20 protein-coding genes are annotated in these 25,360 nt (G+C 67.8%); 10 read left to right on the forward strand and 10 right to left on the reverse strand.

What is annotated here, in order from left to right:
* Nucleotides 1–53: 53 nt before the first annotated feature.
* Nucleotides 54–1,757, reverse strand: a complete 1,704-nt coding sequence (locus BM115_RS12415; protein WP_092294119.1) for an FAD-dependent oxidoreductase — start codon at nucleotides 1,755–1,757, stop codon at nucleotides 54–56.
* Nucleotides 1,758–1,972: 215 nt separating this feature from the next.
* Here BM115_RS12415 and BM115_RS12420 point away from each other — a divergent pair, with 215 nt between their 5' ends.
* On the forward strand, nucleotides 1,973–2,986 hold the full coding sequence (locus BM115_RS12420) for a LysR family transcriptional regulator (protein ID WP_092294121.1): 1,014 nt from the start codon (nucleotides 1,973–1,975) through the stop codon (nucleotides 2,984–2,986).
* Here the strand turns inward: BM115_RS12420 and BM115_RS12425 are convergent.
* The gene (locus BM115_RS12425; RefSeq protein ID WP_092294123.1) at nucleotides 2,946–3,854 is read right to left on the reverse strand and encodes a LysR family transcriptional regulator; all 909 of its coding nucleotides are present in this window, start codon (nucleotides 3,852–3,854) and stop codon (nucleotides 2,946–2,948) included. The two genes, BM115_RS12420 and BM115_RS12425, sit on opposite strands and share 41 nt — an antisense overlap.
* A 106-nt stretch (nucleotides 3,855–3,960) precedes the next feature.
* Here BM115_RS12425 and BM115_RS12430 point away from each other — a divergent pair, with 106 nt between their 5' ends.
* Entirely contained in the window at nucleotides 3,961–4,710 is a 750-nt protein-coding gene (locus BM115_RS12430; RefSeq protein WP_092294125.1) for an SDR family NAD(P)-dependent oxidoreductase, read from the forward strand.
* A gap of 76 nt (nucleotides 4,711–4,786) precedes the next feature.
* On the opposite strand, the gene BM115_RS12435 is transcribed toward BM115_RS12430, so the two are convergent.
* Nucleotides 4,787–6,433 (reverse strand): hypothetical protein, encoded by a 1,647-nt coding sequence (locus tag BM115_RS12435; protein ID WP_092294127.1) that lies wholly within the window; start codon nucleotides 6,431–6,433, stop codon nucleotides 4,787–4,789.
* A gap of 213 nt (nucleotides 6,434–6,646) precedes the next feature.
* Nucleotides 6,647–7,084, reverse strand: coding sequence for an Lrp/AsnC family transcriptional regulator (locus BM115_RS12440; RefSeq protein ID WP_092294129.1), 438 nt, complete (start codon nucleotides 7,082–7,084; stop codon nucleotides 6,647–6,649).
* A 118-nt stretch (nucleotides 7,085–7,202) separates the two neighbouring features.
* Here BM115_RS12440 and BM115_RS12445 point away from each other — a divergent pair, with 118 nt between their 5' ends.
* Nucleotides 7,203–8,114: a DMT family transporter gene (locus BM115_RS12445; RefSeq protein ID WP_255370792.1), complete on the forward strand. Its 912-nt coding sequence runs from the start codon at nucleotides 7,203–7,205 to the stop codon at nucleotides 8,112–8,114.
* Here BM115_RS12445 and BM115_RS12450 read toward each other — a convergent pair.
* The gene (locus BM115_RS12450; RefSeq protein ID WP_092294133.1) at nucleotides 8,106–8,990 is read right to left on the reverse strand and encodes an aldo/keto reductase family oxidoreductase; all 885 of its coding nucleotides are present in this window, start codon (nucleotides 8,988–8,990) and stop codon (nucleotides 8,106–8,108) included. The genes BM115_RS12445 and BM115_RS12450 overlap by 9 nt on opposite strands.
* 114 nt (nucleotides 8,991–9,104) lie before the next feature.
* Between BM115_RS12450 and BM115_RS12455 the strand changes: the two genes are divergently transcribed.
* Nucleotides 9,105–9,995, forward strand: a complete 891-nt coding sequence (locus tag BM115_RS12455; protein ID WP_092294135.1) for a LysR family transcriptional regulator — start codon at nucleotides 9,105–9,107, stop codon at nucleotides 9,993–9,995.
* 1 nt (nucleotide 9,996) lies between these two features.
* Here the strand turns inward: BM115_RS12455 and BM115_RS12460 are convergent, their stop codons facing one another.
* A complete protein-coding gene (locus BM115_RS12460) occupies nucleotides 9,997–13,539 on the reverse strand; it encodes an autotransporter domain-containing protein (RefSeq protein ID WP_092294137.1) in 3,543 nt (1,180 codons plus the stop codon).
* A gap of 685 nt (nucleotides 13,540–14,224) precedes the next feature.
* On the opposite strand from BM115_RS12460, the gene fur reads away from it, so the two are divergent.
* Nucleotides 14,225–14,671, forward strand: a complete 447-nt coding sequence (gene fur / locus BM115_RS12465; protein ID WP_092294139.1) for a ferric iron uptake transcriptional regulator — start codon at nucleotides 14,225–14,227, stop codon at nucleotides 14,669–14,671.
* A gap of 126 nt (nucleotides 14,672–14,797) precedes the next feature.
* Entirely contained in the window at nucleotides 14,798–15,205 is a 408-nt protein-coding gene (locus BM115_RS12470; RefSeq protein ID WP_092294141.1) for a PXPV repeat protein, read from the forward strand.
* Between the two features lie 34 nt (nucleotides 15,206–15,239).
* Here the strand turns inward: BM115_RS12470 and BM115_RS12475 are convergent, their stop codons facing one another.
* Nucleotides 15,240–16,151, reverse strand: coding sequence for a DMT family transporter (locus BM115_RS12475; protein WP_092294143.1), 912 nt, complete (start codon nucleotides 16,149–16,151; stop codon nucleotides 15,240–15,242).
* A 560-nt stretch (nucleotides 16,152–16,711) separates the two neighbouring features.
* On the opposite strand from BM115_RS12475, the gene BM115_RS12480 reads away from it, so the two are divergent.
* The gene (locus tag BM115_RS12480) at nucleotides 16,712–17,038 is read left to right on the forward strand and encodes a PadR family transcriptional regulator (protein ID WP_092294144.1); all 327 of its coding nucleotides are present in this window, start codon (nucleotides 16,712–16,714) and stop codon (nucleotides 17,036–17,038) included.
* A gap of 126 nt (nucleotides 17,039–17,164) precedes the next feature.
* On the opposite strand, the gene BM115_RS12485 is transcribed toward BM115_RS12480, so the two are convergent.
* Nucleotides 17,165–18,658, reverse strand: a complete 1,494-nt coding sequence (locus BM115_RS12485; RefSeq protein WP_092294146.1) for a putative bifunctional diguanylate cyclase/phosphodiesterase — start codon at nucleotides 18,656–18,658, stop codon at nucleotides 17,165–17,167.
* Nucleotides 18,659–18,967: 309 nt separating this feature from the next.
* On the opposite strand from BM115_RS12485, the gene BM115_RS12490 reads away from it, so the two are divergent.
* A complete protein-coding gene (locus tag BM115_RS12490) occupies nucleotides 18,968–20,953 on the forward strand; it encodes a sensor domain-containing diguanylate cyclase (RefSeq protein WP_092294148.1) in 1,986 nt (661 codons plus the stop codon).
* A 60-nt stretch (nucleotides 20,954–21,013) separates the two neighbouring features.
* On the opposite strand, the gene BM115_RS12495 is transcribed toward BM115_RS12490, so the two are convergent.
* On the reverse strand, nucleotides 21,014–21,385 hold the full coding sequence (locus BM115_RS12495) for a hypothetical protein (protein ID WP_092294150.1): 372 nt from the start codon (nucleotides 21,383–21,385) through the stop codon (nucleotides 21,014–21,016).
* 218 nt (nucleotides 21,386–21,603) lie between these two features.
* On the opposite strand from BM115_RS12495, the gene BM115_RS12500 reads away from it, so the two are divergent.
* Both BM115_RS12500 and fumC read left to right on the forward strand, forming a co-directional pair.
* Nucleotides 21,604–21,954 carry a four-helix bundle copper-binding protein gene (locus tag BM115_RS12500; RefSeq protein ID WP_092294152.1) on the forward strand — a complete coding sequence of 117 codons (351 nt, stop codon included), beginning with the start codon at nucleotides 21,604–21,606 and terminating at the stop codon, nucleotides 21,952–21,954.
* Between the two features lie 136 nt (nucleotides 21,955–22,090).
* The gene (fumC, locus tag BM115_RS12505) at nucleotides 22,091–23,506 is read left to right on the forward strand and encodes a class II fumarate hydratase (RefSeq protein WP_092294154.1); all 1,416 of its coding nucleotides are present in this window, start codon (nucleotides 22,091–22,093) and stop codon (nucleotides 23,504–23,506) included.
* A gap of 19 nt (nucleotides 23,507–23,525) precedes the next feature.
* Here fumC and BM115_RS12510 read toward each other — a convergent pair whose 3' ends face one another.
* Nucleotides 23,526–25,328 carry an OPT/YSL family transporter gene (locus BM115_RS12510; protein WP_092294156.1) on the reverse strand — a complete coding sequence of 601 codons (1,803 nt, stop codon included), beginning with the start codon at nucleotides 25,326–25,328 and terminating at the stop codon, nucleotides 23,526–23,528.
* Nucleotides 25,329–25,360: the final 32 nt, after the last annotated feature.

The following is a 25,360-nucleotide window of genomic DNA, read 5'->3' on the forward strand; positions in this document are numbered from 1 at the left end:
CGCGCACCGGCTCCGGGTGGGTGCCCTAGGTGGGCACCCTTAGGTGGGCACGCTCAGGCCGCTTCCTGCGCGGCAGCCAGGTAGCCGTGAATCTGCGAGACGACCACAGCCCCTTCGCCCACGGCGGTGGCCACGCGCTTGGTCGATCCGGACCTCACATCGCCGATGGCGAAGATGCCCGGCACGCAGGTTTCCAGCGTGTTGGTCGGCTGTCCGGCCAGGGTGCCTGTCAGCACGAAGCCCTTCTGATCCAGACCCACCTGGCAACCGCCCAGCCATGCCGTATTCGGGTCGGCGCCGGTGAACAGGAACACATGCTGAATCGCTTTCTTCTCTTCCACACCCGTCTCGCGGTTGCGGAGCACCACGCCGGTGAGCCGGGCGTCGCCGCTCAGGTCCGTCACTTCGGTATGCGCATGGACGGTGATGTTGGGCTGCGCGGCGATGCGGTCGATCAGGTACCGGGACATGCTCTGTTCGAGGCTCGCCCCCCGGATCACGATATGCACGTGCGCGGCGTGCGCGCCGAGGAACACGGCGGCCTGGCCGGCCGAGTTGCCGCCGCCCACCAGCACCACTTCCTGGCTGGCGCAGAGCTTGGCTTCCACCGGCGATGCCCAGTAATAGAGTCCCCGGCCCTCGAACATCGCCCGGTTCGGGATCGGCGGGCGACGGTAGGCGGCGCCGCTGGCGATGATCATCGTGCGCGCGCGCACCGTATCGCCGGCCTTGGTACGCACCTTGTGCACCGTGCCGCAGTCCAGCCGGGCGACTTCGACGGGGCTCGCGATATGCGCGCCGAACTTCTGCGCCTGGGCGTAGGCATTGGCGGTCAGCGTGTGGCCCGAGATGCCCGCCGGAAAGCCGAGGTAGTTCTCGATGCGCGCGCTGGCGCCCGCCTGCCCGCCGGGCGAGAGGGCGTCCAGCACGATCACGCGCAGGCCTTCGGACGCCGCGTAGACGGCGGCGGCGAGTCCCGCCGGGCCGGCGCCGATGATGCCGACGTCGTAGACGCGGTCCTTGTCGAGTTCGGGCAGCAAGCCGAGGCAGGCCAGCACCTGCGTGGTATCGGGGCGGCGCAGCACCGTGCCGTTGGGGCAGATCATCAGCGGGAGGTCGGCCTCGTGGGCGTCGAACTTGCGCAGCATGCCGGCGGCGTCCTCGTCGGTGTCGAGATCGAACACCGAGTAGGGGTAATTGTTGCGGCGCAGCAAGGCCTGGAGTTCGACCATGGCGGCGTCGCTGCCGTGGCCGACCAGCGACGGGCCGCGCCCGCGCTGGATCATCGCCGTGCGGCGCAGGATCAGCGCCTGCATGATCAGTTCGCCGAGCACCGCCTCCGCCACCATCAGGGAGCGCAGGCAGGCCGGGCGCACGACGATGGCGCGCACATCCTCCATGGCGATGCCGTCCACCAGTTCCGGCATGCCGGAAAGCTGGCCGATCTCGGCCAGGAAGTTGCCCGGGCCGTGTTCCGTGACCAGCGTGCTGTCGCCGATGCCGTCACGCTGGACGATGCGCACCCGCCCTTCCACCACCAGCACCAGCCCGCTGGCCGGGTCGCCGGTGCGCACCACCAGTTCGCCGGCACGCCAGGTCCGTTCAGCGCCATAAGGCGCGATCCGGGCGATGTCTGCGGCGGTCAGGTGCGGGTACATCTGCCGACGATGAAACGCAATGACCGGAGCGCCCGGTTGCTCTCCCGACGCATCGCCAGCGGCGGTGGCGGAAGTGAGGGGGTTCGGGAGGGTGTCCATGGCGTTTTCGAGGGTGAGGTGGGCTTGGATTGCAGAGTAGCAGTCCGGCCCCGGAAACTCAGTCATGCACTCGGCGACTCCCGTACGACTTACGTATATCGATCCGCAACCGCTTCGACTGGGGAACAGCAGGAATGAACCGATCCGACACATTGGACCCGGCGGCAGGCGTGGCATCGATCGTCCCGGCGACGCCCTTGGCGCCCGGGGAGGCCATGGAACGTGGCTTCCGCGTCAGCCTCCCGAATCGCGCCGATGCGCTGTCCACGGGCTTTGCGGCGAGCTACGCCGGCATCATGGCCTTCATGGCGGTGGCCAGCGAGGGCAGCTTCGCCAAGGCCGGCGAGCGCCTCGGCATCGGCCGCTCGGCGGTGAGCCGCAACGTGCAGAAGCTGGAGACGCAGCTGAGCACGCGGCTGTTCCTGCGTACCACGCGCACCACACAACTGACACGCGAGGGCCAGCGCTTTTTCGAGAATTGTCATCAGGGCGTCACGCATATCGTCGAGGCCATGAACGACATGCTGGAGCTGCGCGAAGGCCCGCCGCGCGGCATGATCCGCATCAGCGCCACCGTGGGCTTTGGCCGGAAGGTGGTGGCACCGCTGCTGGAGCCATTCATGGCCGCCTATCCCGAGATCGCCATCGAATTGCTGCTCGACGACCGGCCCACCGACTTCGCCTCCGAGCAGGTCGACGTGGCCTTCCGCAACGGGCGCATCGAGGACTCCAGCATCATCGCCAAGCAGCTGATTCCGATGCAGATGGCGCTGTGCGCGTCGCCCGCCTACGTGGCGCGGCACGGCCTGCCCGATGCGCTGGAAGACCTGAGCCGGCATACCTGCATCAACTTCCGCTTTGCCAGCGGGCGGGTCTTCGAATGGGAGTTCAAGGTGGAGGGGCAACTGCGCAAGGTCATGCCGACCGCGCGGCTCACGTTCAACGACGCCGACCTGGTCCTGCATGCGGTCCTGCAGGGCTGGGGCATCGCGCAGCTGGCCGGGTACCAGATCGCCGAGCCCCTGGCCGCCGGGCAACTGGTGGTGGCGATGGGCCGCTACGCGCCCGACGACCGCGGGCACTACCTCTGCTACCTGAGCCGGCAGCACCTGCCCACGCGCATCCGCGTGTTTATCGACTTCATGACCGATGCGATCCGCGCGCAGGCGCTGAACTGCCTGACCGACTTCAACCCCGAGCCGGATCTGATCCCGGCGCCGATCGGTTGAGTGCCGCCGCGACGAAGTCGATGAACACCTTCGCGCGGGCGGGCAGGCGCCGCCCGAAGCTGTGCAGCACCTGCAGCGGCACGGGCCGCAGGCCGACATCGGGTAGCACCACGCGCAGGCGGTCGGCGTCGAGATCGGCCTGCACAGCCGTGCGCAGGATCTGGGCGATGCCCAGCCCGTTGACGGCGGCGGTGCGCAGCGCCTCGCCGCTGTCCGAGTCGAACGCGCCTTCCAGCGGCACGCGCGCCCCATCGGCAAAGGCGATCGGCACCACCTGCCCGGCCAGCCGGTAGCGCACGTGCCGGTGCGCGGCCAGATCCGCCACCGTGCGTGGCACGCCGTGCCGCTCCAGATAGTCCGGGGAGGCCACCAGCACCAGCGGCAGGTCCGCCAGCGGCTTGGCGAACAGGCCGCTGTCGACCACCTGCCCGGCGCGCAGGGCCAGGTCGAAGCCTTCACGGATCAAATCGACATGCTGGTCGCTGACGCTGACCTCCAGCGCCAGCCGGGGATGGCGCGGCATCAGGATCGCCGTGACCGGCCCCAGCAGCGAGCGCGCGAGGTCGCTCGGCATGCTGATGCGCAGCGTGCCCACCGCCGTGGACGGGGTGCCCAGCACCTCGGCGGCCTCCTCCAGCCCCCGCACCAGCGACGCCACGCGCCCGTAGTAGGCCTGCCCCTCGTCGGTCAGCTCGAAGGCGCGCGTCGAGCGGTGGAACAGCTTCACGCCCAGCCGCGCCTCCAGCCGCGCAATGCTCTTGGACACCGCCGAGGGCGTGGTGCCGAGCCGCCGCGCGGCGGCCGTGAACGAGCCCGCTTCCACGGCGCGGACGAAGGCGGACAAGCCATGCAGGCGTTCGATCGACATTGATGACAGGTTGGCACAAGTGATGGGTCTATTGTAGGGCTGGGAGGCCCCGGCCCGCTCTGGCTAAATGCGTAGGCAAACCCATCAGGGTTATCGAGGAACGCATATGAACACGCTAGCAGGAAAGGTCGCCGTCGTTACCGGCGGCAACAGTGGCATCGGTTTCGCCATCGCCCGTCAATTCGTCGACCAGGGCGCCCATGTGGTGATCGTCGGGCGCCGCAACGACGCCGTGGAGGCCGCCGTGGCCGAACTGGGCGCGAAGGCAGTCGGCCTGACCGGCGACATCGCCGATCTCGCCACCCACGACCGCGTGGCCGCCCTCGTTGCCGAGCGCTTCGGCGGCGCCGACATCTACGTGGCCAACGCCGGGATGAACATCATCACCGAATCCGCACAGGTCGGCATCGACGAGTACGACACCCACTTCGCCACCAACACCCGGGCGGTGTTCTTCGGCGTGCAGAAGATTGCGCCGGTGCTGCGCAACGGCGGCGCGGTGCTGCTGGTCAGCTCGATTGCCAGCGGCAAGGTGCTCGACGGCCACGCGGTCTATGCCGGCAGCAAGGCCGCCATCGAAGCCTTCGCGCGGAACTGGGCGCTGGAGTTCAAGGGACGCGGCATTCGCGTCAACGTGATCAGCCCGGGCCCGACCGAGACGCCGATCCTGGCCAAGCTGGGCGTCGGCCCGGCCGAGCGCCCCGGCTTCGAGGCCGCCATGGCCGCCGCCATCCCGCTGGGCCGGCTGGGCCGCGCCGACGAGGTGGCATCGGCCGCCGTGATGCTGGCAGGCAATGCCGGGAGCTTCATCACCGGCGTGAACCTGCGCGTGGACGGCGGCATCTCGCTGACCTGAGCCGGCTGATCCGGGCGCAGAAACGAGGAAGCCCGCCGGAAGGCGGGCTTCTGTCATGCGTACAGCGGTGTAGTGCTTACTGCGGACGGTTCACCGAGATGTCGAAGAACGGCACCGGCGCGCTGAGGCTGATCATCACGCCCACGCCGGTGTTGTTCAGCGTCATGGCAATGCCCTCGCGCACGCTGGCGGCGGCCGCGCGATAACGCAGGCCCGGCAGCGGGCTGTTCTGCGTCCAGGTGTCCGGACGGCCGTCGCCGCGCAGGCGCGAGTAGACGCCGGTCACCGGATCTGCCGCAGTGATCGTCGTCGACGCCTGTTCCATCAGGATCGTGCCGTCGGCGAAGGCCGTGGTGTCCCAGTACGAATTGGTCGTGCCGACCACCGGCACCGCGCGCGCGATCGCCTTGGTGGCGACCACGATGCCGTTGCCATGCGAGATCACGGCGGTGATCAGGCCATCGGTGCCCTTGAAGGCCACGGCTTGCGCCACACCGCCCGAGGTATAGGTCAGGCTGAAGCCGCCCTGGGGGTTGGCAGAGACCTCGGCCAGTTCCTCGGCGGCCCATGGCGTGCAGGCGCTGGTCCCCGTGCAATCCGAGCCCGCGGTCATCTTGCCGTCCGCGTTCAGGGTGAACGTCACGCGCGTCGGGGCGAACGCCACGGTGGAGTCGTCCCGCTCGAAGCCCAGGCCGTTCCAGTTGCCGGCCAGTTCCGCCAGCGGCAGGGTCTGCGCCGGGACGATCAGGGCGGGAATGACGCCGGAGGTGGTCGGCGGCACGAACATGCCCATGCCCGACTTCGCCATCATGATGTCGAACCCGTATGGGGCGATGCCGGCAGCGAAGTGGCAGTCATCGCCGCCAACGGGCGTAAGCGGCAGGGCGGGGCCCGGTTCGGCATCCGGGCTGAAGCTGGTCAGCGGGATGAGCGACGTGGTGTTGGCGTCAAACTTGAACGCACCGCCACCGCCGCCTACCGCCATCAGGAAATAGTTGCCCGTGCGCAGCCCCGCGCAGGTGGCCGAGGCCGGCTGCAGGATCGTGCCGATGGCGGTTGCACCGGCGTTGCTGCCCACTGCCGACGACAGGTCGGCCAGCGTGGTCTTCGCCGTGGCCAGGCGTGCCATCAGTTGGTCCAGCAGCTTGTCCAGCGCATTGCCGGCGTTGCTGCCGTTGGCGGCCACCAGCGGTGCCTTGAACGGGTCGATGCCCGTCAGGTCGACCACGCCGGTCAGGACCAGGCTCACGGCGTTGTTGGCCTTGGTCAGGCCGTCCGCGGTGACGAGGTTCTGGGCGTTCTTGTCGAACTGGGTGAAGAACGTCGTGGTGCTGCCACCCGCCAGCGCGGCGGTCAGCAGTTCGGTCAGCGGCGTGATGTTGGCCACGGCGCTGGTGCCGGAGCCGCCTTCCACCACCGAGTGCAGCGTCGTGCCGTCCGGCGTGGTCACGGCCAGCACGCACGGACGCACAGCGTTGTCGATATTGAGGGTGAACGTGCCGTCAGCGGCCGTGGTGGCCGTGCCGCTACCCGTGGCGCATTTCGCCTGGACCGTGGCGCCAGCCAGCGCCGCACCGACCGCAGCCGTGCCGCTGATCTTGGTGGTCACCGGCGCGCTGCCCGAACCGCCGGCCGGCGTGCTGGTGGTGCCATCCCCGGAGCCGCCGCCGCAGGCCGAAAGCACCGCAGCCGCCAAACCCGTCAACAAAATCCTCGATTTCATCCCTGACCTCTTTCTTATGATGTCTTTCCCCGCGCAGCGACCCGCAGCGCGTACCCGCGGGCAAATCTACGATGCCCGGCGGCGTGGAGTGTCAGGGAGTGGTCTTGCGCCGGCCAACCCGCTGTGGGGGGATTGACAACACAACAGGATTGGCACACTTCGGCGACTTTGTCTCAAATCGCAATAATGCGTTATTCGACACCTGAATCCTTGTCAGAGCGGCGGCAGCCGCCGCCTGACCGGCTGGGATTTGACGATGGACGAACTGGTCTCCGCCATATCGGTAATCCGCTCGAGAATATGGTCCAGGTGCTCGATGGAGCGGAGGTACAGCCGTCCGATAAAGCAGTCGTCCCCGGTCACCTTGTCGCATTCGCCGAATTCGGGAATCGATTCGATCAGCTTCTGCACCTGCTGGAGCTTCCCCGGCAGCGGCCGGATGCGGACGATGGCCTGCATCGGGTAGCCGAGCGTGCGCGGTTCGGCATCCACGGTAAAGGCGCGGATCACCCCGCGCTCCTCCAGCCGCCGCAGCCGCTCCGACGCCGCCGGCGACGACAGCCCCACCTGCTCCGCCAGCGCCTTCACCGGCATGCGCGCGTCCTGCTGGAGCAGCGCCAGGATACGGCGGTCCAGATCGTCGATCGACATAGGAAATTTCCCCCTTTTGCCTAATTAAGTAAGGAATATAGGCGACTTGCCTACATTCCGGCATGGGCAGCGGGCGGACGACCTCGTAAACTGCCTAGCCTCGATAGGAGGATTCGCAGTGGACGAGCGCAAACGCGGGATGATGGAAATGGTGGCGGCGATGGTCATCTCCGGCACCATCGGCTGGCTGGTGGTGGTGTCGGGCCGCCCGGTGACGCAGGTGGTGTTCTGGCGCTGCGCGTTCGGCGCGACCGTGCTGCTGGCGGTCTGCGCCGCCAAGGGCTACCTCAAGCCGGGCACGCTGAACCGCCGCCAGTTGCTGCTCGCGGTGGCGGGCGGCGTGGCCATCGTCGCCAACTGGCTGCTGCTGTTTTCGGCCTACGCGGGGGCGTCCATCTCGATTGCCACGGCGGTCTACAACACCCAGCCGTTCATGCTGGTGGCGCTCGGCGCGGTGTTCCTGCGCGAGCGGCTGACACTGGCCAAGCTCGGCTGGCTGCTGCTGTCCTTCGGCGGCATGCTGCTGATCGTGCAGGCCAAGCCCGGCGCCGGCGCGCCGCACGGCGACTACCTGGTCGGCATCCTGCTGGCGCTGGGCGCGGCGTTCTGCTACGCGCTGGCCGCGATGTTTGCGAAACAGCTCAAGGGCACGCCGCCGCATCTGATCGCCCTGATCCATGTGATCGTCGGCACCGTGATGCTGCTGCCGATGGCGGTGTCGTCGGATTTGCCGTCCGGCCTCGTGCCGTGGGCCACGCTGACCACCATGGGCGTGGTCCATACCGGCCTGATGTACATCCTGCTCTACGGCGCGATTCAGAAATTGCCTACGCACCTGACCGGCGCGCTGTCCTTCATCTATCCGATCGTCGCCATCCTGGTGGACCGGGTGGCGTTCGGCCACCAGTTGCACCCGACCCAGTTGGTCGGGGCGACGCTGATCCTGCTGGCCGCCGCCGGCATGACGCTGGGCTGGCCATGGCGCAAGCCGGCAGCAATGGTGGAGGTGGAGGGCAAGTCCTCAACGTGAGGCGGGGTCCGGCGCGCCGATGCGGTCGAGCGCCGCGAGCACGTCCGGCGCCAGCGCCAGCGTGGCTGCCTGCAGGTTTTCGCGCAGATGGCCGACCGACGAGGTGCCCGGGATCAGCAGGATATTGGGCGACCGGTGCAGCAGCCAGGCCAGCGCCACCTGCATCGGCGTAGCGCCCAGCGAGCGCGCGATATCCGCCAGCGCCGTGGACTGGATCGGCGAAAACCCACCCAGCGGGAAGAACGGCGTGTAAGCGATGCCCTGCCGCGCCAGATCGTCGATCAGCGCCTCGTCGTGGCGGTGCACGAGGTTGTACTGGTTCTGCACGCAGACGATCTTCGTGATGCGCTGCGCCTCCGCCACCTGCGTGGCAGTGACATTGCTCAGACCGATGTGGCGAATCAGGCCCTTTTGCTGGAGTTCGGCCAGCGCCACCACCTGCCGCTCCAGCGATCCTTCGGACGGCGCGTGGATATCGCCCATCGCCCGCAGATTGACGATATCCAGCGCCTCCAGCCCCAGGTTGCGCAGGTTGTCGTGCACGCCGCGCGCGAGGTCTTCCGGCTCCAGCGCCGGAATCCAGGCGGCATCCGCGCCGCGCACCGCGCCCAGCTTGGTCACGATCAGCAGATCGTCCGGATACGGGTGCAGCGCCTCGCGAATCAGCTGGTTGGTGATATGCGGGCCGTAGTAGTCGCTGGTGTCGATATGGTTCACGCCCAGCGCCACGGCCTCGCGCAGGACGGCGATGGCGGCGTCGCGGTCCTTCGGCGGGCCGAATACGCCGGGGCCGGCCAGTTGCATCGCGCCGTAGCCGAGGCGGCGAATGGTCCGACCGGCCAGCGAAAAGGTGTTCAGGGGTTGGGATGCCGACATGACGCGCTCCTTGGAAGTGGGTGAAGCGAGTATGAGAGCGATTGCGCTGTTCGATAATCCCATCTAGATTGCACAGGTTGTTCAATAATCTGCACAGTCCGTGCCATTGCTGCGATGGAATTCAACGACCTTGCCGCCTTTGTTTCAGTCGCCCGCGCGGGCGGGTTCCGGGATGCTGCACGGATCGGCGGGGTATCCGCATCGAGCCTGAGCATTGCCGTGCGCCGGCTGGAAGCGCGGCTCGGCCTGCGGCTGCTGAACCGCACCACGCGCAGCGTGGCGGCGACCGAAGCCGGGCTGCGCCTGCTGGAGAAGCTGACGCCGCTGTTCAGCGAGATGGAAGCCTCGCTCGACGTGCTGAACCTGTTCCGCGACAAACCCACCGGCACGCTTCGGCTCAACGTGCCGTCGAGCGTGGCCACGCTGGAGCTGACCGCGCTGCTGCCCCGTTTTCTTGAGACTTATCCCGATATCCGCGTCGAGGTGATCGTCGAGGACAGCTTTGTCGATCTGCTGACGATTGGCTGCGACGCCGGCATCCGCTATGACGAGCGGCTGGAGCAGGACATGATCGCCGTGCCGATTGGCGCGCGCGTGCAGCGCTTTGCGACGGCTGCGGCGCCGTCCTATCTGGATCGGCACGGCCGGCCCAGCCATCCGCGCGAACTCCTCGGCCATGCCTGCCTGCGCGGCCAGTTCGCGGGCGGCGCGATGCCGCCGTGGATCTTCGAGCGCGATGGCGAGGTCGTGACGCTGGACCCGCCCGGCCCGCTGGTCGTGAAGCCGGCCGCCGCCTTCCACCTCGCCTTCGAGATCGCCCTGGCGGGCGGCGGCGTGGTCCATTTCTTCGAGGGCGGCCTGCGCCGCTACCTCGACAGCGGCGCGCTGGAGCCCATCCTGGAGCCGTGGTGGCAGACGTTCTCCGGACCGTTCCTCTACTACCCCGGCCATCGCCACGTGCCCGCGCCGCTGCGCGCTTTTATCGATTTCGTGAAGGCGGCGTAAATCAGAACGGCGCCGCCAAGGTCAGCCGCACGCCCTGCTGCAATCCGCCCATGCCGAACATCACGTTGTAGTCCAGCCCGAAGCGCATCGAGCGGGTGCGCAGCTTGGCGCCCAGACCCACCTGCACGCGGTCGCGACCGTACGGCGAGCCGTTCACGGTGTAGGCCGGCCCGGCGCCGGCCAGGTCGGCATAGGCCAGCCCGGCCCCGCTCTGGCCGTTGAAGTCATGCTGGAATTCGACCCGCGCGAACGGCAGGAACAGGCCCCAGCGCGTGGGCTGCGCGTACTCGGTGCGCAGGCCCAGCGTGCCGGACACCGCGGTCACGGTCTGCCCGAAGTAGGTCAGCGAACTGAAGCCGGCGCCCGTTTCCGAATACCGGTCGAGCGTGCTTTCCGAGACCGACAGGCGGCCGTAGGGCGACACCAGCCACGCCGAGTCGCGGTACTCGTAGCCGGTGGAGACCGAGGCGAAGACCTGATGCCCGTCGCGGCTGCCATAGGCGAAGGCGCTTTCGTCGCCCACCCAGCGGCGCGAATCGAAATTCAGCGAGCCGTAGCCGGCCACCCCGTCGATAAACAGCGAGGGCTTCGGGCGATAGCTGCCGTAGAGCGCCACGCTGAAGGCGTCGGCCTTGCTTTGCGTGCCGGAGGCCCCGACGTCCGTCGAATCGCGCCCGTAGCCAAAGCCGAGGCCGAGCGTGAATTCGTCCGAGAACCGGTAGTCCGCGCCGGCGGTCACGCCGCCCGTGGTGAAGCGGAAGCCAGACCGTTGCGCCGTGGTGTTGGCGAAGCCGAAGTCCACCGTGCCGGCGGTCCAGAAGGCCAGGCGGATATCGTCATTGTCCGGCGTCGACGCGGCGCCGGCATTCGGCAGGTCTGGTGCGGTGCCCTCGCCGGTCCCATCGCCGGTCCCATCGCCGGTCCCATCGCCGGCGCCGGCTTCGGCGGCCACCGCGGCCTCGCGCGATCCCGCTCCCCTATCCATCCCACCGCGCCGGCCCGTGTCGGCCAGCCGGCTCGCGGGCAGCACGCCGCGCAGGCAGGCATCGCGCGCGGTCAGGTTCTGCTCGGACTCGCAGCGCCGCGTATCGCCCTCGGTGCGCGGCATCTGCACCGTGATCTGGTTGCCAGACGGCGCCCGACCCTTGCCGTGCAACTGCTCCAGACGCTGGTTGTAATTGCTGAGCTGCGCCGTCGCAAAGCGGCGCGCGGCCTGGATCTGGGCGTTGATCAGGCCCGAGACGTCCGGGTCGGTCGACGGATCGCGGCGCGCGGCCACGCTCAGCTCGAGCACGGCTGGCGACGAGGTGGCGATGGCATTGCTCAGCGTGTAGGTCACCACGGCGGCGCCCGAGAACGCGGCAGCCGGCGTGAACGTCACCGTGTAGCCGGCGGCGGCAGCCACCTGCTTGTCCGCGCTGGCGGGGCTCTTGGCCGCGCTGGCGGCCACGGTGGCACTGCCGGCGTTGGCCGGCGTCACCGAGACGATGGTCACGCCCGTGAACGGGCCACCCGTGGCGCCCTCGGTCACGTCCACGCTGACCGGCCGGTTGGCGAGGGTCGAGAGCTGCCGCTGGGCCACCGCGATCGGCACCGCGTTCACGTTGACGGTGACCGTCACCGGCGCCGAGGCCCCGGCGCTATTGTTCAGCGCGTAGGCGAACGTCACCGCGCCCGAGGTGGTCGGCGTGGGGGTGTAGACGATGTCCAGCCCATTGACGACCACGCTGCCACTGGCCGGCGGCGTGGTGATCGTCACGCCCGAGAACGGCGCGCCCGTGGCGTTGGCGGCGGCATGGATCGTCACTGGTCCGTTGGAGGCCGTGGTCACCGCCACCGGCGGCGCTGTGGGAATCGTCTGCGCCGTGGCCAGCGTGAAGCTGCGGGTGGTGGTGAATGGCGCGCCCACCCCCGTGCTGCTGTCCATGATCTTCACGGTAAAGGTGGAGGCGCCCGGCGTGGTCGGGGTACCGCTCAGCACACCAGTGCTCGCGTTCAACGACAATCCGGGCGGCAGCGTGCCGGCCGAGATGCTGAAGGTGTAGGGTGCCACACCGCCAGCGCCGGTCAGCGTCTGGCTGTAGGCGGTGCCGAAGGTCGGCGTGGGTAGCGTGGCGGGCGACAGCGTCAGCGTGGGCGTTCCCACGATCAGCGTGTAGGGCCGGCTGCCCGTGTATGGGCCGCCGCCGGTGCTGCTGTCCGTGGCGGTTACGGTGACGTTGAAGGCGCCACTCGCTGTCGGCGTCCCCGACAGCAAGCCCGCCGGGGACAGCGTTACGCCGGCCGGCAGCGCCCCGCTGGTCACGGCATAGGTATACGGCGCCGTGCCCCCACCTGCCGTCAGGACCTGGTTGTAGGGCGCACCCACGGTGCCGTTTGGCACGGCCGTCGGACTCATGGTCACCATCGGCACGCCGACGGTCATCACGTAGCTCTGCGTAGTCGAGAAGCCTGCGGTGTCGGTCGCGGTGATGCTGAAAGCGACAGCGCCGCCCCCGGTTGGCGTGCCCGCTAACACCCCACTCGGGCTTAGCGCCAGCCCGGACGGGAGCGTACCGCTCGTCACGGCATAGCTGTACGGCGCGGTCCCGCCGCTTGTCGACATGGTCTGGCTGTAGGCGATGGCGACCACGGGAGTCGGCAAGGTGCTCGGACTCATCGAGAGGGTTGGCGGAAGGACCGACAACGTCAGCGGACTGCTCGTCTTGGAGAACGGGCCGACACCTGTGCTGCTGTCGGTCGCTTTGACCGTGAAGACGTAGGTGCCGGCGCTCGTGGCCGTGCCGGCCAGCGTACCGTTGGAGGCGAGGCTGATCCCAGACGGCAGTGCGCCTGAGGCGAGCGTATAGGTGTACGGCGCGGCGCCGCCGGACGCCATGGCCAGCGACTGGCTGTGCGGCACGCCTGCGGTGGCGGCGGTTGGCGAGGGCAGCGCATAGCTGATCGTCGGCGCCGAAACCGTGACCGTGACCGTGGCCGGCGCCGAGGTACCCGCCCCGTTCGTCGCCGTGTAGGTGAAGCTGTCCGGGCCGGCATAGCCGGCAGTGGGCGTATAGGTGATCGTCGTGCCCGACGGCGTAGCGGTGCCATGGGAGGCCCCCGTCGCCACCGCGACGCTGGTGGCCGCGCCGCCGGTCAGATTTAGCGTGATCGGGTTGTTGGTGCTCCCGTAGGCCACCGTGGCGGATACCGCCCCCGCCGTGGGCAGCGTGACATAGGTGAACCTGTCTGCGGCGCTGATGGCGCTGGTGCCGTCTGCCGTGGTCACGGTCACATCGACCGTGCCGGCGGCCCCGGGGGGCGCTGTGGCGGTGATATTCGTCGAACTGCCCACGACGAAGCTGGCCGAGGTCGCGCCGAACCTGACGTCGGGTATGCCTGTGAAATCGGTCCCGATGATCGTCACAATCGTGCCGCCGGCGGCGGATCCGCTGGAAGGGCTGATCGACGTCACCGTGGGCGGCACCGCCCATGCCAGTTGCGCGACAGCCATCAGCCACAGCGCCAGGATCGTTCCCAGCCATCGCCGGAAGACCCTCGCCATGCCCGTGGACCCTGCGCGCGCCACCCCTGCGGCGCCGTGCTGGCAACCGCCTCGTTTTTTGTTGTTTTGCACCCGATTTCTCCCGCAACCCCGCTTTTATTTAGGGGGCTGTTCTTTTTTCAGACCGGGCAGACCATAAGCGAAAGTGGCGCCTACGGCACCCCCCCCTATTGGGTACTGTCGCCCGTGCAGCGGCCGCTTTGTCCATTTTTCACAACGGACTCGCCCATCAAAAATTCCTGAAAATTCCTCTTGAAATGAGATCGATTCCCATTTACACTGCTTTCACTGTCTGACGAACGGCACCGCCGGCGCAGACAAAACAGTTTTCAGGGCGTGGCAGCAATGCGGCGCCTGTTACCGACTTTTGTGGGGACCGCTCCGACACACGGAGCGTTTGGTAGTAGCCAGTCGCAGGAAGATCGGGAAAACATCCAGACCCCGTTTTCCCGATCGCGTCATCCTGCGACAAGCCAGGCCACCTTTTTATTCCGCGCGCCGTCAGGCACGGCGCGCCGCCCGGGACGGGCTGCCAGTCTGCGTCGTCCGGCCCGGGTGCTTCTCGCCTGATTTCCAGCACGCCTCGGCCGGTGGGCCATCGATACCTCGATACCCGCGCCCACCGCCTTCGGAATCCTCGTGGAGTCAACTAACTGAGCGCACCCCGCCCGGTGCGAGCCGCCGCATGTCCCTGTCATCCGTGAAGTCCAGCCCTACCCCTCTCCAACGCGCCGGCCTCAAAGCCACGTCGCCCCGCATGCATGTGCTGGAGGCGTTCCGGCGCAGCGACCGCCGCCACCTGAGCGCGGAAGATGTCTACCGGATCCTGCTGGCGCAGGAAGTGGATGCGGGCCTGTCCACGGTCTATCGCGTGCTGAACCAGCTGGTGCAGGCCAATATCCTCCTGCGGCACACGTTCGAAGCCGACCACGCCGTGTTCGAACTGAACGAAGGCGGCCACCATGACCACCTGATCTGCGTGAGCTGCGGGGTGGTGGAGGAATTCCGTGACGAGGGGATCGAGCAACGCCAGCGCAAGGTGGCGGCCGAGAATGATTTCGAGTTGCGCGAGCACATGCTGGTGCTCTATGGCCTGTGCCCGGCCTGCCAGGTGGTGCCGGGAAGCGAGTAATCGGCCGGGCAGAAGTGCCGGCCGGATCTCTTACAGAATTGGCCGATTCTGTTACAAATGTGCGTGAATAGTAATACGCCAGATGGGTAGAGTGGAGTCATAACCTCTCACCCCCTGGTGAATACTATGAACAAGCGTCCCCTTTCCCTGCTGGTTTTCGTCGCTGGCGCCGCCGCGCTGGCAGCTTCCACTGCCGCCATGGCGCGCGTCGATATCGACGTCAACCTCGGCGCGCCGGCCCCGGTCTACGTGGCACCCGCTCCCGTCTATGTCGAGCCCCGTCCGGCCCCGGTCTACATGCCGCCGCCGCCGGTGGTCTATCGTCCGGCGCCGGTGGTGGTGGCGCCGGTCGTGATCGGCTGGCATGGCGATCGCTACTGGGATGGCGGCCGCTGGTATGACCGCCGCCAGTACCAGGCGTGGCATCGTCACGACAACGGCCATGGCTATGGGTATGGCCGCGACCGTCACGATGACCATCGCGGCCATGACGACCACCGCGACCATGGTGACCGTGGCGACCACCGCCACTAAGTCAGACCAATAAGTCAGACCAATAAGCCAGTCGTCAGGAGCTTGCCGCAGCGGGTTTGACCGCCGGCGCGGCCGGCTTCAGCACCAGCCAGACCGCCGCGCCGATCAGCAGCATTCCGGCGGCATGCGCCCACGACAGCGTCTCGCCCAGGAACATCCAGCCCCAGACGATGCCGAACGGCGGAATCAGGAAGGTCACCGTCAGCGACCGCACCGGGCCCAGATCCGCCACCAGCCGGAAATACAGCACGTAGGCGATGGCCGTGCAGACCATGCCGAGGCCGAGCATGGCCGCCCACACGCCCAGGCCAGCGGCCGGCAGCGTGTTCTCGCGCGCCAGCGCGGCCAGGCTGAACGGCAGCAGGAACAGCGTCGCGCCGACCATGCTGCCCGCCGCCACGAGCCGGTTATCCAGGCCGCCGCGCGCGGTGATCCAGCGGCGCGTCAGGAAGCCGGCCAGCCCGTAGCACGAGGTCGCCACCAGGCAGGCCAGCGCGCCGAGCAACACGTCGTGCGAGAACACCACCGGGCCAGTGCGCGTGAGCACCGCCACCCCGGCCAGCCCGATCAGCACCCCCATCCCCTTGGCGCGCGTCAGCTTCTCGGCGAAGAACAGACTGCCGATCAGCACGCCCATCAGCGGCGTCATCGCGTTGAAAATGGCCGAATAGCCCGCCGGCAGCCACAACGCAGCCACCGAATACATCACGAACGGGATACCCGAGTTGATGATGCCCAGCGCGATCACCGGGCGCCACTTGCCCTGCATATCCCATTTCACTTTCATCAGCATCAGGCAGGCCGCCAGCGTGACGGCACCGATCAGCACGCGGAAGAACGCTGTCGGCAGCGGCCCCAGCACCGGCGCGCCGATGCGCACGAACAGGAAACTGGCGCCCCAGATGGCGGACAGCGACAGCAGACGAATCAGGTCGGAGGGTTTCATGGGCTTCGTGAGAAGCAACGATTCGGGCGCCTGCCGCGAAACCGTTGCGCATTGGATACAAAACGACGAAAAATCGATCGATATGCCCCGTGCCGTAGGTTGATTGAACAACACGACGCGCGACACCGTACTGCCATTACACCGCGCCCGACGGCAGGCTGCGCGCTGGAATCGGACCTGATCCTGACCACGAAAATGGCCAAAGAACACGCGCTAAAAGTCGCAAAGTCTGCCCAAAAGTGGGGCAAAGATCACCATTGTTGCGGAATCGCCGCAGAATCGCTTTCGGATGCCTTTCATACCTACCCCCCATATGTGGGGAGCCCTAGCACAGGGCGTGACATCGCGTATTCGATTCCGCTAAACTCTGTTCTGCGCCAGAGTTAATTGACCCCTCCGACGCATTCCCGACAAGCCGCCAGGCAACCCTGGCGGCTTCTTTTTTTTCTGCCGTCGGAAAGCGCCTATCGTATGCGACTTCGGCATCTCTTGGGCAGCGCCGCAGCGCGCGCGGTAAAATCCGCGTCAACCGCCAGTCCCCCCTTTGCGTTGCCTGCCTCATGAAACGACAGTTCCTCGGCTTGTTAGCCCGCGTCTACGTCTTGCAATTCGCCATGGAGGTGCCCGCCACCGTGGCCATGCTTGCAGAAATGCTGATGGAGTACGGATTCCAGGTGGATATCGGCACAGTGCGGCCTTTGCTGCGCGCGTTGCAGATGGATGGGTATCTGGAAAGTGTATTGCGCGACGGTATCGGGCGGGTCTACCAACTGACCGAACAGGGACGCGAGGAACTGGCGAGCAGCCGGCTGCGCATCGACGAACTGTACCGCCGGCTCCATTCGCCCAACGGCGAGGACGCGGCGGCGTCCATCGTCAACGGCTGAGCCCCGACTGATCCCCAGACAAGACAAACCCGGCTGTGCGCCTGAGCGCCAGCCGGGTTTTTTCATGGCCACAGCGAACCTGAAGCGTACCCGTTTCTGCGGCGCCGGATGGGTGCCGGAGGGGCCTCAGGCGACGCGCGAGAAGCCGTCTCCGGCCAGCAGCAGGTCGCGCAGCGCGTTCAGCCCCAGCGGTTGGGAGAACAGGAAACCCTGCACCGCGTCGCAGCCCTCGCCACGCAGGAAATCCAGCTGCGCGGTCGACTCCACACCTTCCGCCACCACGTGCAGGTGCAGTTGATGGCCGAGCGCGATGATGGCGGCCGCCACCGCGCGGTCGTGGCCGGGCACGGCCAGGTCATCGACAAATGACTTGTCGATCTTGAGCTTGCTGATCGGCAGCCGCGTCAGGTAGCCCAGGCCCGAATAACCCGTGCCGAAGTCGTCGATGGACACACTCACGCCCAACTGGCGCACGCGCCGGAACGACTCGATCGTGGTCTCGCCGCCATCCACGAGAATGCCTTCGGTGACCTCGATGGTCAGGCTCGGGGCCGGCAGGCTGGCCGCCTGGAGGCAGCGCGCGACGGTCTCCGGGAAGTCCGCCCGGCGCAGTTGCAAGGGCGAGATGTTCACCGCCACGTCGATGTCGCGGCCCAGTTCGTTGCGCAGGGTCTGGATGTCGCGGCATGCGGTGGCCAGCGTCCACTCGCCCAGCGCGTCGATCATCCCGCACTGCTCGGCAATCGGGATGAATTCGGATGGCTGCATCACGCCGCGCTCGGGGGTTTCCCAGGCGATCAGCGCCTCCACGCCCACCACGTTCAGCGTGGCGAGGTCGACGATGGGCTGGTAGCGCAGCCGGAATTCCTGTTCGGCCAGCGCGCGGCGCAGCAGCGCCTCGATCGTGAAGCGGGTCAGCGAAGCCTCGGCCATCTCGCTCGCAAAGCGCCGCAGCTGCGCCCGGCCGCCGCGCTTGGCCGCGTACATGGCCGAATCGGCGGATTTCAGGAGGTCGGTCAGCGTCTCGCCATCGTCGGGATAGATCGCCATGCCGAGCGAAGGCGTCACCCGCAGCGGCTGCCCGGCCAGGTGCCCGGCCAGCTGCAAGCCTTCGGAGACGCGCGCCAGGATCTTGGCCGCCGTCAGTTCGGCCTCGCTGTCATGGCGCAGGCCGCCCAGCACCACGGCGAATTCGTCGCCGCCCATGCGTGCCACCACGTCGCGCGGCTGCACCGTGCCGCGCAGGCGCTGGGCAATCGTGCGCAATACGTCGTCGCCCACCGGGTGCCCGAGGGTTTCGTTGATGTGCTTGAAGTGGTCGAGGTCGAGCAGCAGTAGCGCCACGCGCTCGCCATGGCGGCGCGCATCGTCGAGGACGGCCTCGGTGCGGCTGTGCAGCGCGGCGCGGTTCAGCAGCCCGGTCAGCGCATCGTGCTGCGCCAGATGGCGGATGTACTCGTCCACGCGGCGGCGTTCGGTCTGGTCCTGCGTCGCCTGGGCCTGGGTCACCTGCCCGGACGCCCGGCGGCTCCACCAAGCCCGCGCCGCCCAGCCCGCCAAAGCGCCGCCCGCTGCAACCAGCAGCCAGGGCAGAACGGGCAACCACGCGGACAAAGTCATGAAGGCAGGATAAAAGACGGTGGAAAATGGCGCCGGCTCCCCCTCGTTTGGGGGGCAATTTCGACACGCCGGCCGCACTATACCGTGCCGGCCCAACGGCGCACAGTGCTTCCGCACACACATGCGCGGGCCGCCAGCAGAAATGCGCGGCCGTTGTCAACGCCGTTTCCCCCGGCTGACTCAAACGGGTGATGCGTGATAGGTTCCCCCCGCTGCCGCACCCCCGGAATCAGGCACGGGAAGTGCGTGAGCAGCATTGTTTTCCACTCCCGCGCGCCCTCGCCCTCCGTATTGCCCGCGTTTGTCAGCATGCCCCGCATCCAACCCTCCCTGAAGGCGCGCATCGCGCTGATCACCACGGTGCTCGCCGCCGTGCTGGGGACGGGCATCGTACTCGGCTCGCTCTATTACGCGCACCGGGACCTGGAGGACGCCCTCCAGAACCAGCAGGACTCCATCGTCAAGCTTTCTGCCGACCAGCTCGACACGGCCATGGACGACCGCATCGTGATGCTGGCCCATATGGCACCGCAGATCGGCGCGGTGCTGGAGGGCGCACACGGCCGGGCTCGGGAGGACGTGCGCGCCGACCTGCTCGACGTCATCGGCAAGACCATCCCGGTGCCGGCGGCGTTCAATTCGGTGGTGGTGACGGATGCCACGGGCAGCGTGCTGACATCCTCCGGCCCGCCGATCGAGGTGGCCGACCGCGACTACTTCCGCGAGGCGGTGCGCACGCTGAACCCGGTGGTGGCCGCGCCGATCCACGCGCGCGTCGATGGCACGATTGGCGTGCTGGTGGCGATGCCGGTGGTCTCGGCGTCGAAGCAGTTCCTCGGCCTGGTGGGCGGCTGGCTCGATCTGTCGCGCTCGAACTTCCTGGTCGAGATCGCGCGTAGCCGGCTGGGTAGCACCGGGTTCTACTGTCTGGTGTCGGCGGGTGCCAAGCCGGTCTACGTGCAGCATCCGGACACCCGCCAGGCCCGCCAGCCGGCCCGCGCCGTGGGCGACACCTGCGGCGAGACGGACCAGACTGCGACGTTCGAATTCCTGATGCCGGAACGGCCCGTGATCGCGCGCTACCTGATGTCCACCACGGGCTGGGAGTTGATCGCCGTGCTGCCCGCGCGCGAGGCCTACGCGCCCTTGCGCCAGATGCAGCGACGCTTCCTGATGATGGCGGGGCTGGTGCTGGGCGGCGTGGCGCTGGCGATCTGGCTGGCGGTGCGGCGGCTGCTCATGCCGCTGTCGCGGCTGCATCAGGTGGTGCAGGCCAGCGCCGACGACGCCGACGCCTTCGAGCGCCTGCCGCGCCGCCCCCAGCGCGATGAAATCGGCGACGTAACGCGCGCGTTCATCCGCCTGATGCGCGATGTGCGCCAGCGCGGCCAGCAACTGGCGCGCAGCGAGCGCCGGCTGCGCGCGGTCACGGACAACCTGCCTTCGCTGCTGGCCTTTGTCGACAACGACGAGCGCTACGTCTTCAACAACATCGCCTACGAGCAGGCATTCGGCATGCCGGTGGAGGCGATCCGGGGCAAGACTGTGCGGGAGCTGCTGGGCGAGGAGCGCTACGCGCTGGCGCGCCCCTTCCTGCAACAGGCGCTGGCGGGCGCCGTGATCACGTTCGAGAGCGAATACCGCACGCCGCAGCCGCACTGGATGGAAATGAGCTACCGCCCCGAATGGAGCGAGGACGGCAAGCAGGTGGTGGGGGTGCACATCCACGTGCAGGACATCACCCAGCGCAAGCTGGAGCACCAGCGGCTGGCGCGGATCTCCCAAACCGATCACCTGACGCAGCTCGAGAACCGGAGCGCCTTCGAGAGCCAGCTCCACGCGGCCATGGCGCGCAGCCGTGATGAGAATAGTCTGATAGCGCTGCTGTTCCTCGACATGGACCGCTTCAAGGCGGTGAACGACGCGCACGGCCATGCCACGGGCGACATGCTGCTGCAGTCGTTCGCCCTGCGCGTGCGCCGCTGCGTGCGCGACCAGGACCACGTCGCACGGCTGGGCGGCGATGAATTCGCGGTCATCCTGGAAGACATCCCCTCGCCCGCCACGGCCCAGCGCATTGCCGAGTCCATCCTGGACTCCATCGGCCAGCGCTTTTACTTCGACGGCGTGATGGCCGATGTGGACGTCAGCATCGGCGTGGCGCTCTATCGCGGCAGCCCGATGACGGACGAGACGCTCAAGCGCATGGCGGACGCGCTGCTCTACCGCGCCAAGGCGCTCGGCCGGGGCCGCTACGAGATTGGCCCGGCGGAGCTGATGGCGCTGGAAGCCTGACGCCCTGAAGGGGCATCACCGGCGGACTTTCGGCGCTGAAAGCGCCACCCGCCCGGGGGCTCAGTGCTTGGTCGAGTCGTCGGACGCGTCCGATGCCTGCGGCGCGGCCTCGTCGAACGGCACGTGCCGGCCATCGGCCGACTGGTAGCCCAGCCGCGCGCTCTCGCCCATCATCCGCTCGTAGGCCAGCATGGCCTCGGCCACCGCCTGGGGTTCGCCCTTGAATACGACTACATCGTTGCCGCAGCTCGGGCACTCGCCGCCGAATACGGCGTCGATGCCGCGCAGGCCGGGGGCCGGAATCGCATCGAAATTGGTGAACGAGGTCTTGCACGCGCCGCAGACCAGTTGTGCGGGCCGCAGGGCGTCGATTCGTGCCTGCGCCTGCTGCGCCCGTTCCTCGGGCGTGCCCCGCCGTTTTGCTTCACCCATGATGCCGTCCTTTCTCGCAGCTTATCGCTGCCAATTTGCAACTTCTTCACGCTTCTCCGGCCATTCAAATCGATGGACCGGAACTATCCAACGCTGACGGCGCCGAACCTGAGGCGGCCATTGTAGACCACGCCACATTGCGGCAGGACGCCGAGGCGCCTGCTATTGTGGATAACGGTTGCTGGTTGTCGACCACCCACCCCCAAGGAGGACACCCGATGATTCGACCCACAGTGCGAGAGAATTTTGACCGGTATGCCGACTGTATCGCCGCCTGCAATGCCTGTGCGGCCGCCAGCCTGAAGTGCGCGGCCGCCTGCCTCGAGGAGCAAGACGCCCGGAAGATGACCCGCTGCATCGCCCTGGACATGGACTGCGCCGGCATCTGCACCCTCGCCGCCTCCTACATGCTGCGCAATAGCGAATTTGCTCCCCTCGTCTGTGAAGACTGCGCCGAAGTGTGTAAATGGTGCAAGGAAGAATGTGAACGACATGACCATTGGCACTGCCAGGAATGCGCCGCGGCGTGCCAGGCCTGCATGGAAATGTGCCTCAAGATGACCGCCTGACCCGCCGGCATCGACAGCAATCTCCACGGCAATCTAACCGCCTGACGGCGAAAGGGGCTTCAGCGCGAATGTGACGCGGGAAGGCTATGCTAGCAGTCCTGCCTGATCCTGCAGCCTTTCCTCAAGGAGTCCGTCCATGTCCGCCAAGCCCGCAAACCCCTCGTCAGCCACCCGCATCGAAAAAGACAGCCTCGGGGATGTGGCCGTGCCGGCCGATCATCTCTGGGGCGCCCAGACCGAGCGCTCCCGCCAGAATTTCCGCATCGGCACTGAGAAGATGCCCCCGGCGCTGATCGAGGCGTTCGCCGTGCTCAAGCTCTGCGCGGCCCGTGCGAATCGCGACCTGGGCGTGCTGAAGCCCGAGATTGCCGAAGCCATCGAGCAGGCCGCCGAGGAAGTCATCGCCGGCAAGTGGCCGGCCGAGTTCCCGCTCTCGGTCTGGCAGACCGGCTCGGGCACGCAGACCAACATGAACCTCAACGAGGTGATCTCCAACCGCGCCATCCAGCTGCTGGGCGGCGAGGTCGGCAGCAAGAAGCCGGTTCACCCGAACGACCACGTCAACGCGAGCCAGTCGTCCAACGACAGCTTTCCCACGGCGATGCACATCGCCGCCACGCGCGCTATCCAGCAGACCCTGCTCCCCTCGCTCGAAAAACTGCAACAAACCTTCGCAAAGAAGGTGGAAGCGTTTGCCGACATCGTGAAGGTGGGCCGCACGCACCTGCAGGACGCGGTGCCGCTGACCCTCGGCCAGGAATTTTCCGGCTACATGACGCAGGTGGCGGACGCGCAATCGCGCCTGCAACAGGCCATGCTGCGCGCGATGCCGGTGGCGCAGGGCGGCACCGCCGTCGGCACCGGCCTGAACGCGCCCCCGGGATTCGCCGCCGCGTTTGCCCGCTCGCTGGCCGGCTACACCGGCCTGCCGTTCGAGCCCGCGGCGAACCGCTTCGCGCTCCAGGCCGCCCATGACGCGCTGGTCGATCTGTCGGGCGCGCTGAACACCACGGCGTCGTCGTTCCTGAAGATCGCGCGGGACTTCATGCTGCTCGGCTCAGGCCCGCGCGCCGGGTTTGCCGAACTGCAACTGCCGGCCAACGAACCCGGTTCGTCGATCATGCCCGGCAAGGTCAACCCGACCCAGGCCGAAGCCCTCGCCATGGTCTGCTGCCGCATCATCGGCAACCATACGACGGTGACGCTGGCCAACAGCCTCGGCACGCTCGAACTCAACGCCTACAAGCCGGTGATCGTCTATAGCCTGTTGCAGTCTGTGGTACTGCTGGCCGACGCAGCGTCGAGCTTCGCCGAACACATGGTGGAAGGCGTGGAGCCCGACCGCGCGCGCATCCAGGAACTGCTCGAACGCTCCCTGATGTCCGTGACCGCGCTGAACCCGCATATCGGCTACGACAAAGCCGCCGAAATCGCCAAGCTGGCCGTGAAGAAAAACCTGTCCCTGCGCGAGGCCGCCATCGCCTCCGGCCACGTCACCGAGGAACAGTTCGGCCAGTGGATCGACTTCAAGGGGATGACGAAGGAGGTGTGAGCGCCCGGCTGGAAGGCGGTCAGCCCACGACCGCCACCAACCCTGCCACGCCCAGCGCCAGCGCCGCCAAGGCATCGCCGGCGATCAGCCCGCCGCCCACCAGCGAGGTCGTGCTCATGTCCTCGGGCAGCGCGGCATCGCCGGCGGGCGCCGAGCGGTTTTTCGCCACGCTGTTCGCCACACTATTCACCACGCTGGCCAGCACCCCGCCCGCCGCCATCCACGCAGCGGCCGGCAGGTTCACGAAGCCCCCGAACGACGACGCGTACGGCGACGGCAGCACGGCGGCATCGAGCAGGAAATCGACGGTCTTGCCGGTGCCGCCGGACTGCGCGAAGCGCCGGTAGCGGGCCGATGCGCGGATCGTCTTGCGCGCGACCTCGGTCACCAGGCCGATACCCACCCCGATCCACACCGCCAGCCGCTGGTAGGGCCGGTCCTCGGTCATGCTGCGCAGCGCGCCGACGATCTTGTAGGTCATCGCGGAGGTCCAGCGCGCCGGCTGCTGATCGGCCGGCAGCAGGGTCTGGTCGAGCCGCAGCACCGGATACGCCTGCATGAACAGCCGCGCCAGCAGCACCGCCAGCACCGCGCCCACGACGATGCCGGCCACCTGATAGCCGAACTGCGTCATCCGGTTGGTGCCGAGCCGCCAGCCGGTGGAGCGGTCCTGCTGCATGTCGCACGCCTCGGCCGTGGAGACGAGCAGCACGGTCGCGGCGATCAGGCCGATATGGGGCTCGCGCAGCCCCACGGCGGCCATCAGGATCACCGTGAGCACGAAGGCCGACGAGATCGGATTGGAGTCCACCATGCCGACCGAGATGCCGTTGACCAGCGCGAACACCAGCACCAGCGCCACGGCCATCAGCTGGTAGCCCACCGGCTGGCCGAACCACACCGCGCCGGCCGCCACCACCGCCGCGCCCCAGACCACCACCCAGAGCCAGATCCAGCGCATCGGCAGGCCGCGTTGTTGGGAGGCGGGGGCCGGCGCCGGGTTGGCCGGCTGCCGCTCCCGCCAGGCCCGCACGAGCAGCATCGACACATCGATCAGCGCCGCGCCCATGATCATGCCCAGCGCGATCAGGAAGGTGATCTTGCGATAGGGGTCGCCCGGCGCCAGCCAGCCAATCGACACGAAATACGGCGTCAGCGCCCATCCCGCCAGCCCCCCGACCAGCGCCGCGATACCGATGCGCGCGCCGACGATCATCCCGGCGCCGAAGGTGGACGCGGACAGGTCGATGGCGCCCAGCCACGCCACGCGCGTGACCCCCACCCCGGCCACCGCCCCAAGCGCGATGCCGCCACCCAGCCGCGCCACCGAGCGCCGCAGCAGCACCGGATCGGTCAACGCGCGCAGGATGTTGGCCACGGCCAGCCCGGACGGGAACGTCAGCTGCATGCGGTCCACCAGCAAGGGCGTGTAGAGCATGCCCACACCCACGCCATACATGCCGATGCACAGCATGTAGCCGATCAGGTGCCAGAGCGGCGGCGCATCCATGCCCATCCAGCCCATCGCCTGGATCACCACGACCATCCCGCCCATCCCGGCCACGGACGCCGCCGCCGTCTGGATGTAGTTCGCCCCATGCCGCCCCGCCGCGCCATAGCCCGCCGTCACCGCCGAACCCAGAATGCCGGCCAGCACCTGCCCGCCAATAAAGAACCCGAGCGAGAAGTTCATATAGGCCGCCGCCACGCAGCCGAGCGGCCCAAGCACCAGCATCCCCGCCGCGCCAAGCAGGGCGTGGTATTGCCAGGTATCAGGGGCGGGCAGCCAGCGCCAGCGGGGAGTGGTGAGGAGGGTGGACATGAGATTCCGGACGTGAATGCTCCCAAGCATAG

Origin of the sequence: Cupriavidus sp. OV096, assembly GCF_900115455.1 — a bacterium.
Lineage (GTDB): Bacteria > Pseudomonadota > Gammaproteobacteria > Burkholderiales > Burkholderiaceae > Cupriavidus.

Coding starts and splice junctions, on each gene's coding strand:
- BM115_RS12415 (WP_092294119.1), bottom strand. CDS start 1,757: ATGGACACCCTCCCGAACCCCCTCACTTCCGCCACCGCCGCTGGCGAT.
- BM115_RS12420 (WP_092294121.1), top strand. CDS start 1,973: ATGGAACGTGGCTTCCGCGTCAGCCTCCCGAATCGCGCCGATGCGCTG.
- BM115_RS12425 (WP_092294123.1), bottom strand. CDS start 3,854: ATGTCGATCGAACGCCTGCATGGCTTGTCCGCCTTCGTCCGCGCCGTG.
- BM115_RS12430 (WP_092294125.1), top strand. CDS start 3,961: ATGAACACGCTAGCAGGAAAGGTCGCCGTCGTTACCGGCGGCAACAGT.
- BM115_RS12435 (WP_092294127.1), bottom strand. CDS start 6,433: ATGAAATCGAGGATTTTGTTGACGGGTTTGGCGGCTGCGGTGCTTTCG.
- BM115_RS12440 (WP_092294129.1), bottom strand. CDS start 7,084: ATGTCGATCGACGATCTGGACCGCCGTATCCTGGCGCTGCTCCAGCAG.
- BM115_RS12450 (WP_092294133.1), bottom strand. CDS start 8,990: ATGTCGGCATCCCAACCCCTGAACACCTTTTCGCTGGCCGGTCGGACC.
- BM115_RS12455 (WP_092294135.1), top strand. CDS start 9,105: ATGGAATTCAACGACCTTGCCGCCTTTGTTTCAGTCGCCCGCGCGGGC.
- BM115_RS12460 (WP_092294137.1), bottom strand. CDS start 13,539: ATGGCGAGGGTCTTCCGGCGATGGCTGGGAACGATCCTGGCGCTGTGG.
- fur (WP_092294139.1), top strand. CDS start 14,225: ATGTCCCTGTCATCCGTGAAGTCCAGCCCTACCCCTCTCCAACGCGCC.
- BM115_RS12470 (WP_092294141.1), top strand. CDS start 14,798: ATGAACAAGCGTCCCCTTTCCCTGCTGGTTTTCGTCGCTGGCGCCGCC.
- BM115_RS12475 (WP_092294143.1), bottom strand. CDS start 16,151: ATGAAACCCTCCGACCTGATTCGTCTGCTGTCGCTGTCCGCCATCTGG.
- BM115_RS12480 (WP_092294144.1), top strand. CDS start 16,712: ATGAAACGACAGTTCCTCGGCTTGTTAGCCCGCGTCTACGTCTTGCAA.
- BM115_RS12485 (WP_092294146.1), bottom strand. CDS start 18,658: ATGACTTTGTCCGCGTGGTTGCCCGTTCTGCCCTGGCTGCTGGTTGCA.
- BM115_RS12490 (WP_092294148.1), top strand. CDS start 18,968: ATGCCCCGCATCCAACCCTCCCTGAAGGCGCGCATCGCGCTGATCACC.
- BM115_RS12495 (WP_092294150.1), bottom strand. CDS start 21,385: ATGGGTGAAGCAAAACGGCGGGGCACGCCCGAGGAACGGGCGCAGCAG.
- BM115_RS12500 (WP_092294152.1), top strand. CDS start 21,604: ATGATTCGACCCACAGTGCGAGAGAATTTTGACCGGTATGCCGACTGT.
- fumC (WP_092294154.1), top strand. CDS start 22,091: ATGTCCGCCAAGCCCGCAAACCCCTCGTCAGCCACCCGCATCGAAAAA.
- BM115_RS12510 (WP_092294156.1), bottom strand. CDS start 25,328: ATGTCCACCCTCCTCACCACTCCCCGCTGGCGCTGGCTGCCCGCCCCT.